Raw genomic sequence first — 16398 nt, forward strand, 5'->3', positions numbered from 1 at the left:
ATTGCAATCTATGGCACGCAAAATATTGCTCATCAACGGTCCCAACTTAAATCTGCTTGGTACCAGAGAACCCGAAGTGTATGGAAAACAAACGCTGCTTGACATAGAAAACGCTGCAAAATCACAATGTATCTCTCACGACGCTGAATTTGATTGTTTTCAAAGCAATCACGAGGGCATGATCGTTGACAGGATTCACCTTGCCAAGCAGCAACAATTCACTGCAATCGTCATCAATCCAGGGGCTTACACTCACACCAGTATCGCCATTCGTGATGCTCTTGCAGGTGTCGCCATCCCATTTATTGAGGTGCACATTTCAAATGTTTACCAACGTGAAACATTTCGTCATCACTCTTATCTTTCCGACATCGCAAAAGGTGTGATCTGCGGCCTCGGTACAGATGGATATCGCTTTGCAATTGACTTTGCAATAAAAAACCTTTAAATTCTCGCATCTTCACGCAATTAACACACATTACTCATATAACTATTAATTGCGTCCATCCCAACAATCGCGCTAAAGTGACCAAAAGTACGCTTTAACGCTCCATTTTTCAGGAGATTTCACATGGATTTAAGAAAACTCAAGACCCTTATTGACCTCGTTGCAGAATCAGATATTTCTGAACTAGAAGTCACAGAGGGCGAAGGTAAAGTTCGCATCGTGAAATCTGCACCAGTACAGCAAGGCCAAATGGTCATGATGCAACCACAAATGCAACATGCGATGCCTGCGCCTGCCGCAGCACCGGCCGCAACTGCACCCGTTGCACCTGCCGCTGCACCAGCTACCGAAGGTCACATTGTCAAATCACCCATGGTTGGAACGTTTTATCGTGCAGCGTCCCCTGGCTCTGCACCGTTTGTTGATATTGGCAAAAATGTAAGCTCCGGCGACACCCTCTGCATTATCGAGGCAATGAAACTCCTGAACGAAATCGAAAGCGATTTCACTGGCAGCATCAAACAAATTCTGGTCGAAAATGGTCAACCTGTTGAGTTTGGTCAACCATTATTCATCATTGGTTAACCTAAGCTCTTACAGTTTGATGACGCCGTTTGCTTCATGATTCGCGCCAACAAAGCAAATCGATAGAGCAACGACGCTCTCGGGCTATAACCTCTGCCAAAGCAAAGTAAATTATGTTTGAAAAAATTCTTATCGCCAATCGAGGCGAAATCGCTCTCCGTATTCAACGCGCATGCCGCGAAATGGGGATCAAAACTGTAGTCGTCCATTCTGAAGCCGACCGCGAAGCAAAATATGTCAAGTTAGCAGATGAATCAGTCTGTATTGGACCAGCACCATCCACTCTAAGCTACCTAAGCATGCCGGCAATCATTAGTGCAGCAGAAGTAACCGATGCACAGGCAATTCACCCAGGATACGGTTTTCTATCTGAGAATGCAGACTTTGCCGAACGTGTAGAGCAATCGGGTTTTGTCTTCATTGGCCCTCGTGCAGAATCCATCCGCTTGATGGGGGATAAAGTATCCGCGAAACATGCAATGATCGAAGCTGGCGTACCTTGCGTACCCGGCTCAGAAGGCGCCCTACCAGATGATCCAAAAGTCATCGTGCAAACTGCTAGAAAAGTTGGCTACCCAGTTATCATCAAAGCCGCTGGGGGCGGTGGTGGACGCGGCATGCGGGTAGTACACACCGAAGCAGCCTTGTTAAATGCGGTCACAATGACCAAAACCGAAGCGGGCGCGGCATTCGGCAACCCAGAAGTTTACATGGAGAAATTTTTGGAAAATCCACGTCACGTGGAAATCCAAATCTTAGCGGATCAACATGGCAATGCAGTTTGGTTAGGCGAACGTGATTGCTCTATGCAACGTCGCCATCAAAAAGTCATCGAAGAAGCCCCAGCGCCTGGGATTCCACGCAAAATTATCGAAAAAATCGGTAATCGTTGCGCCGAAGCTTGCCGTAAAATTGGCTATCGCGGTGCCGGTACTTTTGAGTTCCTGTATGAAAATGGGGAATTCTATTTTATTGAAATGAATACGCGCGTACAGGTTGAGCACCCTGTCACTGAGATGATCACTGGCGTGGACATTGTGCAAGAACAAATCCACATCGCATTCGGCAACAAACTTCGGTTTAAGCAATCTGACATCGAATTGCGAGGTCACTCAATTGAATGCCGTATCAATGCAGAAGATCCATTCAAATTCACGCCGTCACCAGGTCGCATCGTGACATGGCATACGCCGGGCGGGCCAGGCATTCGTGTGGACTCTCACGCATATGCTGGTTATTTCGTGCCCCCGAATTATGATTCAATGATAGGCAAAGTGATTTCTTACGGGGCAACGCGCGAACAAGCGATACGTCGCATGCAAATTGCTTTATCGGAAATGGTTGTCGAAGGAATTCAAACCAATATACCGTTACACCGTGAGTTGATGGTTGATGCACGATTTATTGAAGGTGGAACGAATATTCATTATCTCGAACATAAACTCGCTGATATGCCGGTATTATCGAAAAAAGAAAAATAAAACGCATGCGCTTTAATGTGCAGTAGTTTCCAGAACGCGATTGAGATACTATATTCAATCGCGTTTTTAATTGAAATTGATTTAACCGTTCGTTCTCGTGAATTGTCCGGTACTACGAATTGGAAAGAGAAGGCAGCTAATGGCTTGGATAGAAATTATTATTGAAGTAGAACGAGAATATGCAGAAAATCTATCCGATGCCTTAATGGAAGCTGGCGCACTATCTGTGTCAGTCGAAGATGCCGATGAAGGAACAGATGCTGAGAAACCCCTCTTCGGCGAACCAGGCATGGAAATTACTGAGCGCGCTTGGGAGCGCAGCCGCGTTGTTGCGCTAGCGGAAATGGATGCGGATCTGCAATCCCTACTCTCAGAAGCGGCAACATCGATCGGATTGCCAAGCGTGCCAAGTTTCACTACACGCACTGTCGAAGAACAAGACTGGGTGCGATTAACGCAATCACAGTTTGAACCTATTCATATCGGTAAAAACATTTGGGTAGTACCAAGCTGGCATGAGATTCCAGATCCGAATGCACTTGTGCTCGAACTCGATCCAGGTCTGGCCTTCGGCACAGGCAGCCATCCCACAACACGATTGTGCATGGAGTGGCTAGAAGCAAATCCTCCCCAAGATGCGACAGTGCTTGATTATGGTTGCGGCTCGGGAATTCTTGCTATGGTCGCGAAAAAACTGCTCGCCAGTCATGTTGTGGGCGTTGACATTGATCCGCAAGCGATTGAATCTGCGAATTTTAATTCCACGCAAAATCATTGCGAGATCGAATTTTATTTACCAGAACCATTTGCTGACAACTATCCCTCCTCCCATCAATTTGGCGTAGTGGTCGCGAATATTTTATCTAGCCCATTAAAACTCATGGCGCCTATGCTCGCGGGACGTGTCGCACCTGGCGGGGCTCTCATACTCTCTGGCGTATTGGCACGGCAAGCAGAAGAAGTGGCAGCCGCATACGCTCCCTTTATTCAACTCAGCGTTTGGCAAGAACGAGAGGGTTGGGTCGCTTTACACGGTCGCCGTACTCCAAACTAACTTGAACGATATATGGCACTCGCAACGCAATGTCCCCACTGTTTGACAAGTTTTCGGGTCGCCAACGACCAATTGAAATTACACGCCGGCATGGTACGATGCGGCGCGTGTAAGCAAACATTTAACGGGATTGAACATCTGCTTGCGCCGGACCTTACACCAAGAAAAAAAGAGAGCAGCCCAACCGTAGAAATATCACCTCGACAGACTGATGCTGCAGATCAAATCAATCCATCCAAGATTCTGGTCGAGAAAAACGCTGCTACGGCATCAACACCACAGCGTTTGCCGGAGACAGAGCAAGGTCAAGGACTCAGTCAGCTAGCCCCCGACAATTCTTTAATTAAGAGCGCCACAACAAGCAAGGAACAATCGAAGTCTGAAGATCCTGGTACGAATGACTTGCAAGTTAAAGAGGTATTCGAAGACAAAAACGCCGAAGTTTTCGTCGACACGAGTCCAACAAATGATCAGACAGATCAAACACCCATCGATCAGCCCCAACACTTAGAAGAGAATTTTCAAGATTCGAAACGCTTATCTGAACCCACAAATTGTAGTGTGCACGATTTAGACGTAGAAGTGATCAATTCATCTTCACTTGATTTCGACCAGTCCGAATTTGAAGAAACTGAATCTGAAACTGAATCCGAATCGGAATCTGACTTCCAAGCAATTGCATCGCAGGAGTTCGATTCAGGCACAGGGCAAGAAGAGGAAATCGAGCAAGCATCGGAAATAGAATTCGAAGCGCAACAACAAGAATTAATCAAACAATTCTCAGCACAACTTGAAACGATCGCGCCTGAATTGGGTGTCGCTAGCGAGGACAAGGGCTCGCATTCAGAAGAAAAACTTTCGAACAAACTTGAGTTTGAACTGACACCTGAAGAGCGAGAATTAATTGATCAAGCTGAACATCTGCATCAACTTGAACTGCAAACTAGGGCCGCACTGCTTGATGAAAACGCCAAAGAGTGGTCACAACATGAATCAGAAACCAACTCGAGCGCGCTCGAGATGGAAGTCGATGATATCGAGATACCTGAGCCAGCAATGGTCAACGCGAAGGTCCCGCATGAGGTTGTGACGCCAACGCCTATCGTCAATAAAGAGGCAATTGAAAGCACAAAAGAGAGTGAATCAGAGTCACTCGAACTGGAAGACGAGTCCGAAATTACGCCGGACTTTGTATTACTGGCTGAGAAAAAACAACGCTACAGCAAACACAAGCGTTGGGCATATCTGACAGCACTATTCGTATTGGGCTTAGGCATATTAGGACAAAGCATTTATTTTTCGCGATCAATTCTTGCTTCACAATTTCCTTCCACCAAGCCGCTGTTGACCCAAGCGTGTCAACGACTTCAATGCAAAATCCAATTGCCGGCTGAACGTCGCATGTTGGAATTAGTCGGCAGTGAATTGTTAATCTTAAATGAAGACTTACGGATTAGCACGCTCGCATTTCAAATTCAAAACAAAAGCAATACCGTGCAAGAATGGCCGGTTGTTGAACTCACTTTGGAAGATGTGCGTGGCAAGACGGTACTACAAAAGATTTTTAAACCAAGCGATTATCTTAGAACGCCTTCAGACCTTCCCAAAGGCATGCCTGCACGTAGTGAAAGCAATCACAAGATCCATTTTGAACTAGATTCAATCAAAGCCTCAAATTACTTAGTCAACATTTTCTACCCATAATCAGGGACTTTCAACCGCACGCCAATCACACCCGACAGCGTGCTTCTTCTCACTATATTTGCTTGCGTAAATTGCGATAACGTTCAGCGCGAGTAGAGATTGCCGAAATCAATTTTTCTGGGTCAATTGGCTTGGTCAAAAACTCGTCAGCACCCGTTTCAAGTGCCCCCAATTGCTTTTGCATTTCCGTTTCTGATGACAAAAAGACGATAGGAATATCCATATAATGATTATTCTGTCTGACAACCTTTGCCATTTCAATTCCATTACATTGGGGCATATACAAATCCGTTAGGATCAGTTCTGGCTTAAATTTCTTTATCGCATCCAAAATCTGGGTGGGGTCCATCAATGCTTTCACATGCATCCCTGAGCTACTCAGCACAGCATCGAAGAAACTCAAGAAAAATTCATCGTCATCCACCACCAATACGCGATAAGAACGGACAGTGTTTTTTGCGATTTTTTCGTCAATGCGGACACTTAGTGCTTGCACATCGATGGGTTTAATAAAATACCCCTCCGCACCTTCTCGAACAGCAGTCAAGCGGTCCTCAAAATTATCATTTGTTGAGATATAGATTGCAGGAAAACTTGTAATCACCCTCGTTGCCATTGCCTCCTTTGCGATCTTACCTTGCGGCGAATCAATATCCAATACGACGGCTGCAGGTGCCCTTACTAAAATCGCAGAACGAAATTCGTCCAAGTCTGAAAATCCGACAACTTCGTGCTCATAAACACTGAGCGCCGCAGATAGCTCTGCCGCATATTGCGTATCAGCAGAAAATACGTACACTAAATCAAAATATCGCATGGAGCTCGATTCCATTTCGGTTGATGAATCAGCTATTTCGAAAGATTGTGTCATTTTAATTATCGATCCTAAATTTGTTTCTAGCGCTATTTGAATTCAAGGGTAGCCTCCTATTATTGGGCTGCTACATCCCCCCACAATTGGCGCATCGAAAAACGAATATTGACTTGATCACGATGAAGTACTTCTCGAATTGCGTGCAGCGTTCGTTGGGTATCTCGCTTAATCGGCGCTGAGAGAGGTGCGCCGCGTGGGCCGATCAGACAGTGTACATACGGAGTTGTGGTGGTCGCACCTTTACTCGTCACGACACCGATCTCGCCATTTTCTAACTTAACGAAAGTGCCAATTGGATATGTTCCCAACTCGCGGATAAACAAAGTGACCAACATTAGGTCGACTGTCGTCTTTCCTCCAACCAAAATGTCACGCAGCGCTGCATTGGGCAACAAAGATTTGCGATAACTACGGGCGCAAACACGAGCACAATATCGATCTGCAATTGAGATAATTTTGGCATTTTGCGGGATCTCAGCACTCCGTTTTTTTAACGGGTATCCCGTACCATCTTCGTTCTCATGATGATGCAAAATCCACGACAGCCATCCCTCATCCCGGATTCCTGCGCTCATCAGTTGTTGCACACTTTCTTGAGGATGTTTGAAAATCAATTCCTGCTCGGCTGGATTGAGCCCTTCACTTTTTTCTTGCAGACGCTCTTGTTGACGTAACATACTCAAATTCATTGTCAAACAAGCCGCTGCAAGTAAAGTAATTTCCTCTTCGGTTTTCTTAAGTGCTCGTGCAATCACGATGGACACAACCGCACTATCGACACAATGACGCGCGGAGTAATTGCCTTCTTGATGTAACAAAATACATCCCAAAGCGACATCTGTATCGAGATAAGTTGCAACGACGACTTGCTTTGCTAGTGCTAAGAATTTCTCTCGCGCATTTTGCTCAGTCGCCAAGTTGTAAGATAAGGTCCGCAGCTCATTACGAACCTGTGAGATGATTCTGAGTACTGAAGCTTGCTCTATAACTTTAGGAATTTTTTTGTCGCGCGCAGCTTGATCCAATACTTCGCCATCAACAAATAACCCGCGTTCTATCAAAGTTTCAACTTGATGGCTGCTATTCACAACAAACCCGCGACGCAACAGCAAATTTCCATCACTGCCATAAATATCCCATTGCAAAGGTTGACCCAATACAATGTCTGACATAGAAATACGCTTATTCGACATGCATTACCCCAAATTAAATAGGTGAGCCTGAAGCTTGGCAGGCTTTAGTCGTCAAAATCTGTGCTTACTTCTATCGTATCAGAGTCTAGTCACTACGCTAGGTTTTCTTGAATTGCGTTGTTCCACGATGCAACATCTTGCCTCCACAATTCAGAAAAAGAGGCAAAATGTGCAATCAAATCGAAAACCGCCAACCTCTGCGTCGGAGAACCCACATGAGCAATGCGAAGATCGCAGTAAATAAGACTGCCGCCAATAAAGAGCTGAAAAAAGGTCCAAATCGAGGAGTGATTTGCGTCGCAAACCAAGCAGCATAGATCTTATCCATCAAGCCTGTTGCAGCCAATATACAAGTTGCGACCCACGAACCTGCGTACGCTGCGATTGCATTCACGCCAAAACTAATACCAATCGGAGGAAACTTAGCAATATCGATCAAGCGATGCATTCCGTATATCGTCAAGTACGCAAAGCCTCCTGTCCATAGAACAAATGAAGAAGTCCAGAGCTGTTTATTCAACGGAAAAAATGGGGACCAAATCCATCCGACAAAAATCATCATAAGTCCTGCTAGCCAAATCCGTGAAGTTTGTCCGCACCGCAATAGAGCCCCTAACTGGAGTCCAAGCATCACAGAGGCGAGAGCAGGCAAGGTACTAAGTACGCCTTCTGGCTCCTGAGCACGACCTGTCAAGGGATCAAAACTGTAAGCGAGATGCCCTAACATCTTGGAATCGATTTGGTCAACCAAATTTAGATGAGGTTGGTAAGAACCTGACGACCACAGCATGGCCCAATAAACCAGCAAGATGCTGACAATTATGCCAACTTGAGTACGCCAGCTTCGAACGTATAGCATGATGCAACCAGCAAACAAAAAACAAATCCCTATCCTCTGCAGTACACCAAGCAACCTAAATTCCCGACCAGGAATGAGCCACATAGCAATCAAGTGTAACAAGATACCTAAGCCCACAATTTTCACCGAGCGCCAAACGATCTTCGGCATCAATTCAGAAGGAAGTTGACCTTGTTCTAATTTGGGGGCAAAGGCCAACTGCATGGATACGCCGACAATGACAAGGAAAAACGGGAAAATGAAATCTGCTGGCGTCGTTCCATGCCAAACCGCGTGTTCCAACCAAGGATAAACGTGCTCCCAATCACCGGCATTATTGACCAACAACATCGCGGCAACGGTCAGCCCTCGCAACGCGTCAATTGATAAATATCGAGCTAATTTCTCTGTGTTTGTACTCATCTTCGAATTACTTTCAATGTGAATAGACTCGTGTGTTTGCCATCGATCGCAGAACTAGCGCGAAAGGATATAAAAGACGCATCGCTGCTGCGCTGCAATACCAGTTCAACAAAAAATCAAACAAAATGTAAGGGTATTAACGAAATCCAGTCGAATATTTCTTGCATGCCTCAATTCTGACAAAACAATGGCGTGCACTGTCGCTTATTGCCATCGCAACGCAAATTTTATCCATAAAAAATACAGTATAGTGGTATATTGGTACTTAAGTGGCATTATTTTTATAAAACCAGTTGACCGTGTTACGCGAGCCTAGTATTTTGATCATCAAGCATCACAAATAATCTTAATTTGCTCACTTAATCTTTAGGCTATCTATCAATCTGTAATTTATTTTGAATCGGTCAAATCTTTATCCTAGTTTGGGGTAAGGATGGAATCGCGACTCCGCGAAACTGTGGACATTCAAATCAATTGATACAGCTAAAACATGACCTTAATCGGAGATCTCTTCAATGACTGAACGTAAGACCCGCCATCCACTCGCATGGGTACCTACACTTTACTTTGCCGAAGGTCTACCACTCTGGGTTGTCCTAATTGTCGCTGGAGTCATGTTTAAGAGCATGGGAATTTCCAACGAGGACATTGGACATTGGACCGGCGTTCTAGTCTTAGCTTGGGCCTTTAAGCCACTCTGGAGCCCCTTGTTAGAAACGTCAAACAATAAGCGTTTCTTTGTTGTACTTTTTCAAATTATCGGTGGCGTCGCATTAGGACTCATAGCGCTCACACTGCAAGTCCCCAATTCGATCGCTGTCATTGTTGCTTTATTAGGTGTCGTCGCGCTTGCATCGGCGACCCATGATATCGCAGCAGATGGTCTCTATATTGCGAGTTTATCGACCAAACAACAAACTGCCTTCGCAGGGTGGCAAGGGGCGTTCTACAATGCCTCGAAATTTGTCATCTCTGGTGGATTAGTCGTATTGGCAGGTGACCTGCAAACAAAAATGAAGATGCCACCAGAGCAAGCATGGTCCATCATTTTTGCGATTATGAGTGCAGGCTTAATTGGCATCGCCATTTATCATTGGTGGTCCCTACCATCCAACCCTGTTAGCAACGTTGCGCCAACATCGATTAAAGAAGGCTTCAAGACATTGCTCGAGGTAATTATCGACTTCTTCAAAAAACCAGGCATCTGGTTGAGCATCTTATTTATCTTATTATTCCGTGCTGGTGAAGCACAAGTCTCGACGATTGCGCCATTGTTCTTGCTTGATGCACGTACTGCTGGCGGATTAGGTTTAACCACCGCTCAAGTTGGCTGGGCATATGGTGCAGCAGGCACAATCGCATTCATCGCTGGCAGCATCATCGGTGGCTATTTTGCTGGTTGGCTAGGGCTGCGACGAGGGATGGTTTTCTTAATTATTGGCATGAATTTGCCAAATCTTGCCTTCTTTTTCTTATCCAGTACGATGCCGGAAAACTTAACCATCATTACCGCAGCGATTTTCATCGAAAATTTCGGATTTGGTTTTGGATTTGTTGGATTAATTCTCTATATGATGCAGGTCCTGTCTGTTGGAAAGTATCAGACTGCCCACTACGCCTTTGGCACGGGTTTCATGGCATTAGGCTTGGTGTTGTTCCGCACATTTAGCGGCGACATACAAGCTGCGCTCGGCTACAAGAACTTCTTTTTATGGGTGATCATTTCTGCGATCCCTGTCTTGCTTCTATCGCTTTGGATCGTTCCAAAGTCCATTGAACAAGAAACGGGAAACAAAGCAGAACTGCCTCAGGATTGAATAGCGCCAATTGACGCACATCATATTTCTATCAAAGCTAAAGACCGTACCAATTCAATTGGCACTTTAGCTATGCGCTTTTGTTTTGCGCTTTGGTCTTGAATAAATTGACAAGTCAAAAGCGCAAATAAAAAAACTTGGATGCTTTCACATCCAAGTTTTTTTCTACCAATTTCACTTTATTTCACTGAATCCATCAATCTGCTTGGTCGAAATTCATCACCGGCATTTCACCATCTGCACGACACTGCCCCTTCAACCAATTGGCGACGGCTTGAATCGCGGGATCGGCAAAGCCGTAACTAATTAACGCAGGTGCATCGATATCTAAAGTTTGAAATGGATTCCATAAAACCAAATGTAAATCAGGTTTCCAAGTTTGACGTGCATGCTCGTTATATCGAATCCGTACCGTCGAAGCTAAAATCAATTTCCGGCCATCTTGCGGAATACTGGTCCAATCAAATGTATTCGCATCATCAAAAGTCGTCGTCTCAACATCATAAATTTGCGCTAACACTGCAGAGACCTTGTGCGCTGGAATTCCAGCTTCCGAGACGCCATCACTTACCACATCGGCACTGATAATCAAACGTACTCGACTACCCACTGCCGGTGCTTGCGGCTGACGATGCGGCGTCAAACCTCGTTGCCATGCATTTGCCATCAGCTGACGATCATTTGACTCTTGATCCTGAGCATAAGGTCTTACCTGACTAGGATAGGTCTGCGCTAAGCGACTAACACGAGCCAACTTCTGTTGCACGGCTTGATAGGGAATATGTCCTGATTCAATGGCTTCGCTCAAAGCTTCCAAAGTTTCTATCTGGGTTTCGACATTACCAAGTGCCATGACCATATCCGCACCAGCAGCGAGCGCTTTGACTGCCGCCGCACCGACACCATATCGTCCAGCTATCGCGTGCATGTCCATTCCATCCGTTATCACGACACCTTGATAATTCCATTCTTCACGCAAGATCCCCGTTAGAATTGATTTCGACATCGTTGCAGGGTTGTCGGGATCAATTTGCGGATACACGATATGCGCCGTCATCATCGCGGGAGCATGTTTCGCCGCCGCTTTAAAAGGCATCAGTTCTAAGGCGTCCAACTGTTGACGTGATTTATCTACAATCGGCAAATCGCGATGCGAATCAACGTGCGTGTCACCATGTCCAGGAAAATGCTTGACGCAACAGGCCACTCCTTCGCTCAAACTACCTTCCATCCATGCACTGGCTAACTTTTCTGCTTGGATAGGATCTGCTCCAAACGAGCGCTCCGAAATAACAGGATTATTGACATTATTATTAAGATCAAGAACAGGGGCGAAATTCCAATTAAACCCGAGAGACTTTACCGCTCGCGCGACTGCAGCACCGACCTGACGACATAATTCAGGGTCCTTACTAGCCCCTAAAGACATTGCTGCTGGCGGTTGTGGAACCCAAGTCGCCCGAACCACAGCCCCACCCTCCTGATCAATACCAATCAATGCTTCAGGACCCATTACCGCCCGCAAATCGGATGTCAGCTTTACCAACTGTTCCTGACTTTGCATATTTTGTCGAAACAGACAAATCGCACGGATATGATGCTCACGAATAAAATTTGCCATTTTTTCGCTGAGTACCGTTTCCGGCATTCGAATCATTATCGATTGCCCTGCCAATCGCTGCGCTTCTTCTTTACTAATTAAACTCATTGGATTTCCAAATAAAGACCAAGGAAAAAAGGACAAAGAAAAGCGGGAATCATCTTGATGAATTCCCGCTTAAGTCATTAATTTGTTTTCGTAACTTTACTGAGGTGACGCGGTTTGTCGGGATCGAGTCCACGCGCGACAGACAAATGCGCAGCCATCACATAAAATGATTGGATCGCCGCAATTGGATCAAGATCCGGTGTCGCAGTCGTTGCCAAGGTCAAATTACGTTCCTTCACATCGGCTGGTGCGGCCAACAACACATTCGCGCCACGGCCGCGCATTTCTTCTGCCAGTGCGATCAGGCCCGCCTGAGCGGGTCCGCGTGTCGCAAAAATCAACAGTGGATATCCATCGTGAATCAAGGCCATCGGACCATGTTTAATTTCTGCGCCACTGAAGGCTTCTGCTTGAATGACAGACGTTTCTTTAAACTTCAAAGCTGACTCTAACGCAACGGAGAAACTAATTCCGCGACCGACCACCATGATTCGCTGTGCAGGTACCAAAACATCCAATGCGTTCGACCAATCAAGTTGAGTTGCGCTCTGCAAAACTTCAGGCAATTCCTCAATACCGGCAAGAAAGGCCGGATCATTCTGCCAATGTCCTGCAAGTCTTGCACCTGCAACCATCGAAGTGATAAAGCTCTTGGTGGCGGCCACACTCAATTCTGGGCCAGCATGCAAAGGCATAGTCCAGCCAGCGCCTTGCGCCAACGGAGAATTCGCATCATTGACGAGTGCGACTGTGGTTGCACCATTGTCGCGAAAATAACGAATCGGCTCAACCACATCTGGACTTTGACCCGATTGTGAAATGGCGATTGCTAGGGCATTCTTTACATGTAGCGGTGCTTGATTTAATGTAACTAGTGACATCGGCAATGAAGCGACGATATGTCCAAGACGTGCCATGATCAAATACGCTGCATAATTGGCAGCGTGGTCTGAACTTCCGCGCGCGACAGTTACAACAGAAGACGGGGGCGTTGCCCGCAAATATTGTCCCAATTCTTCCAAGCGTTGACAATCATGACGCAATTGTTCAGCAACAAATTCACCTGACGAACAGGCCTCTTTAAGCATCTTCGAGCTCAATTTTTTCTCCCTCAATATAAACAGCAATCAGATTCAAATCCCGATCAAGAACTACTAGGTCTGCATAAGCCTCTTGTTGCAGACGGCCACGATCAGATAATCCTAAAAAATCTGCTGCGTAGGTAGAAACACGTTTAGAGGCATCATCTAGCTCCAAACCAATCTTGACTAAATTTCTTAGCGCTTGATCCATGGTCAAGGTACTGCCAGCAAGCGTGCCATCAGCGAGACGCACGCCGCCAAGGCATTTATGCACAACTTGACGACCAAGCATATAGTCACCGTCAGGCATTCCGGATGCTGAGGTCGAATCAGTGACGCAATATAATTTTGGAATTGCACGCAATGCAGCTTTAATTGCACCTGGATGTACATGCAATAAATCAGGGATAATTTCTGCGAAATTCGCATGGGCCAGAGCAGCGCCAACCATACCTGGCGCTCGGTGGTCAAGACGTGACATCGCGTTGTACAAATGGGTAAAGCTACTCGCACCATTTTCTAGGGCAGCAACGCCGTCTTCATACGTACCAAGTGTATGCCCAAGTTGCACCCGCATACCCAAAGCGGTCAATTGGCTAACCATCGATAAATTGCCCTCGACTTCTGGCGCCAAAGTAATCAACTTAATCGGTGCGATCGCGTTCAAGTGCTTCACTTGTTCGATTGATCCAGCATGCGCAAAATCCGGTTGGGCACCTAATTTTCCTGGGTTGATATAAGGACCTTCCAAATGCACTCCTAGAACGCGAGCAGCACCCGATTGTCGTTGCTCACAAACGCTAGACAGTGCCTTCAATGCATTTTCCAAATCTGACATTGGTGCCGTCATTGTCGTCGCCAACATACTGGTCGTACCGTGTTGCGCATGCATCCGCGAGATCACTTCAATCGCACCGTCGGCTTCCATCGTATCTTTTCCACCTGCACCATGTACGTGCAGGTCGATGAATCCAGGCAAGATATAAATTGCTTCTTTGGCGTTCGTTGGGGTCAAATCCGCTTGGATACTCTCTATCTTTTCAGCGAACGAAATCACACCACTCACCCATCCTTGCGGCGTCAAAATAGTACCACTCAATTGTTGTACTTTTGATGGACGCGCGGCATCCGAAACTTGTTTTACTCCCGCTTGCTCGACACTCATCTGAACAACTCCACCACAAAGTCATAATAGTCACTACGGCAATAGGAATGGGTCAGCTCAACGGCCGCGCCACTTGCGAGATAACCGACGCGAGTAATTAGTAACATTGCTGTACCTTGTTTTAAGCCAATTAACTTGGCTTGCTCAGCGGTCGCGCTGACGGCTCGGATATGTTGTAAGGCACGCGTTGGAGCAACATTATTCAGCTCGAGGTAACCATACAAACTATCAGTCACCAACTTCGGGTTCGATAAATATTGATTCGGAATCGTTGTGCTTTCAATCGCCATGACAACATTGTCAGCAGTTCGCAATCGCTTCAATCTTGAGACCACCGCATGCGGCGACAAGCCTAGCGACAATATTTCCTCCGGCGACGCGACACCAGTATCACGCGACAACCATTGTGAACCAGGCATAAATCCGCGTTGACGCAACTCTTCACTAAAGTTGGTTAAACGGGATAGCGGCTGTTCTAACTTAGGCGTAATGTAGGTACCTGAACCATGCTTGCGGGTCAGCAACCCGCGTTCGCAAAGCATCTCAATGGCTTTGCGGGCGGTAACACGAGAAATTTCAAGTGTTTCCGCTAACATGCGCTCAGATGGCAAGGCTTCATCTGGCTGCCAATAGCCATTATGGATTCCATTCGCTAGCTTATTCGCCAACTGCAAATACAAGGGAGTCGAACTATCTCCATCCGGTTTAAAATCGAGTAATTGAGCCAGCATATTTTTATTCCTTTGAACTTCAGTATCAAACTAAGGTTTCATAAATTGGTTTTTGACCAAAATAAGTGCACCAGCTGCAGAATCGCCCTTTGGCTTAGTCACCCGCGGCAATAGTTTTTCTGGCAGATAACTCCAAATTGCGTCAGCAAGTCCACCACACAAGGCTATCGGCATCGTGCCGTGTGGATCCAATGCATCGGCCATTTTCTCAACTTCTTTGCCCGCTTCTAGCAAGATTGCTCTCGCTTTAGAATTCGATGGCGCATAGTCAATTACCAACGGTGCGAGCTGTGCAAATTTCGTTTGTGTTGCACCGCCCAACCATGCAAACACAGCATCTTTCCCACCGCCACAGTAGTCAATCACTGCTTCCGCAAATACATCTGACTCACTACGTCCATCCAATACATGCTGCACGTGGTTGATAGCGCGCAATCCCATCCAAGCTCCACTCGCTTCGTCGCTCGAGGGAAACCCCCACCCACCAACTTCGCGCCGACTGCCATCGAGCTCCATCACCTCACCGACACTACCAGTTCCTAAGGCAATAATCGCGCCCGCTTGCCCTTGATGAGCGCCCAGCAAAGTCGTGCCAGCATCAGTTTCAACGACCAGACCTGCAAAACCTGGATTGGCAGCAACAAATTCAGCTGCCCATTGTTTATTATTTACTCCAGCCAAGCCGCACCCGATTGCAATCTTATTCAAATCGGGAAAAACAATACCAGTTTCTTTAAACGCTTGTTCAATTGCTGATAAAATAGCTTTCCATGCAGCAGCAGCACCATGCATCAAACCAGACGGGCCTGCGCTTGCACGAGCCAACTCTCGACCGTTCTGATCGACCAATAAAACGCGAGTCCCAGTGCCACCACCATCGACACCGATAAGATATTGAAACTGCGTACTTTGAATTTGCTGAGTTTGCTTCACGGTTTTTTCCAACAAAATACATGCGCCATCAGCACGTAAGCTTAGGCGAAAATTGGGACATAGATACACTTTAGGTGTTTCTAAAGTGGCTGTCAATAGGTATTTAAGTGGTATTCAAAGAATTTCACTTGAACCCAACAACTTATGCTCGCCCAACGGCATTTATTGATCAATACCTTCAGAATACTGATTTGAGCGCCCTTCCAAACTAATCTGGATATTGAAAGACAATCAAAACAAAACTCTGGAATGGAAACAAAACCAGAATTACCATACCACTTCGTAAATTTGGTTTAAAAAAAAGTGACGAAGCAAGATTTGCCTCGTCACTCCTTATACTCAGCCGCAAGATGTTTGGGTAA

Annotated in this window: 14 protein-coding genes; 6 read left to right on the top strand and 8 right to left on the bottom strand. The window is 46.1% G+C overall.

Features of this window, described 5'->3' with window-relative positions; all coding sequences use genetic code 11:
• Window positions 1–10: 10 nt before the first annotated feature.
• The 5 genes from aroQ (at window position 11) to KDM90_RS18240 (ending at window position 5272) form a co-directional block, all read left to right on the top strand.
• A complete protein-coding gene (gene aroQ / locus KDM90_RS04995; protein WP_212674520.1) occupies window positions 11–448 on the top strand; it encodes a type II 3-dehydroquinate dehydratase in 438 nt (145 codons plus the stop codon).
• A gap of 123 nt (window positions 449–571) precedes the next feature.
• Entirely contained in the window at window positions 572–1033 is a 462-nt protein-coding gene (gene accB / locus KDM90_RS05000; RefSeq protein WP_212674521.1) for an acetyl-CoA carboxylase biotin carboxyl carrier protein, read from the top strand.
• Window positions 1034–1146: 113 nt separating this feature from the next.
• Entirely contained in the window at window positions 1147–2514 is a 1368-nt protein-coding gene (gene accC, locus KDM90_RS05005; protein WP_212674522.1) for an acetyl-CoA carboxylase biotin carboxylase subunit, read from the top strand.
• A 139-nt stretch (window positions 2515–2653) separates the two neighbouring features.
• Window positions 2654–3568: a 50S ribosomal protein L11 methyltransferase gene (gene prmA, locus KDM90_RS05010; RefSeq protein ID WP_212674523.1), complete on the top strand. Its 915-nt coding sequence runs from the start codon at window positions 2654–2656 to the stop codon at window positions 3566–3568.
• A gap of 12 nt (window positions 3569–3580) precedes the next feature.
• Entirely contained in the window at window positions 3581–5272 is a 1692-nt protein-coding gene (locus KDM90_RS18240) for a DUF3426 domain-containing protein (RefSeq protein WP_212674524.1), read from the top strand.
• A 52-nt stretch (window positions 5273–5324) separates the two neighbouring features.
• On the opposite strand, the gene KDM90_RS05020 is transcribed toward KDM90_RS18240, so the two are convergent.
• The 3 genes from KDM90_RS05020 to KDM90_RS05030 form a co-directional block, all read right to left on the bottom strand.
• Complete coding sequence (locus KDM90_RS05020; protein ID WP_212674525.1) at window positions 5325–6089, bottom strand: response regulator; 765 nt, start codon at window positions 6087–6089, stop codon at window positions 5325–5327.
• A 113-nt stretch (window positions 6090–6202) separates the two neighbouring features.
• A complete protein-coding gene (locus tag KDM90_RS05025; protein ID WP_230409622.1) occupies window positions 6203–7339 on the bottom strand; it encodes an HD-GYP domain-containing protein in 1137 nt (378 codons plus the stop codon).
• Between the two features lie 175 nt (window positions 7340–7514).
• A complete protein-coding gene (locus KDM90_RS05030) occupies window positions 7515–8600 on the bottom strand; it encodes an acyltransferase family protein (protein ID WP_212674526.1) in 1086 nt (361 codons plus the stop codon).
• A 515-nt stretch (window positions 8601–9115) separates the two neighbouring features.
• On the opposite strand from KDM90_RS05030, the gene KDM90_RS05035 reads away from it, so the two are divergent.
• Window positions 9116–10417, top strand: a complete 1302-nt coding sequence (locus KDM90_RS05035) for an MFS transporter (RefSeq protein ID WP_212674527.1) — start codon at window positions 9116–9118, stop codon at window positions 10415–10417.
• Between the two features lie 196 nt (window positions 10418–10613).
• On the opposite strand, the gene nagZ is transcribed toward KDM90_RS05035, so the two are convergent.
• The 5 genes from nagZ to KDM90_RS05060 all read right to left on the bottom strand — a co-directional run bounded on the left by nagZ (window position 10614) and on the right by KDM90_RS05060 (window position 16105).
• Window positions 10614–12125, bottom strand: a complete 1512-nt coding sequence (gene nagZ, locus KDM90_RS05040; protein WP_230409623.1) for a beta-N-acetylhexosaminidase — start codon at window positions 12123–12125, stop codon at window positions 10614–10616.
• 77 nt (window positions 12126–12202) lie between these two features.
• Complete coding sequence (locus KDM90_RS05045; RefSeq protein ID WP_212675004.1) at window positions 12203–13213, bottom strand: SIS domain-containing protein; 1011 nt, start codon at window positions 13211–13213, stop codon at window positions 12203–12205.
• Window positions 13206–14372, bottom strand: coding sequence for an N-acetylglucosamine-6-phosphate deacetylase (nagA, locus tag KDM90_RS05050; RefSeq protein WP_212674528.1), 1167 nt, complete (start codon window positions 14370–14372; stop codon window positions 13206–13208). The genes KDM90_RS05045 and nagA overlap by 8 nt, the downstream gene beginning before the upstream one ends.
• Window positions 14369–15103 (bottom strand): GntR family transcriptional regulator, encoded by a 735-nt coding sequence (locus tag KDM90_RS05055; protein WP_212674529.1) that lies wholly within the window; start codon window positions 15101–15103, stop codon window positions 14369–14371. The genes nagA and KDM90_RS05055 overlap by 4 nt, the downstream gene beginning before the upstream one ends.
• Window positions 15104–15133: 30 nt before the next feature.
• Window positions 15134–16105, bottom strand: a complete 972-nt coding sequence (locus KDM90_RS05060) for a glucosamine kinase nucleotide-binding domain-containing protein (RefSeq protein WP_329605297.1) — start codon at window positions 16103–16105, stop codon at window positions 15134–15136.
• Window positions 16106–16398: the final 293 nt, after the last annotated feature.

This window comes from Affinundibacterium fentianense, from assembly GCF_018139545.1.
GTDB lineage: Bacteria > Pseudomonadota > Gammaproteobacteria > Burkholderiales > Burkholderiaceae_D > Undibacterium > Undibacterium fentianense.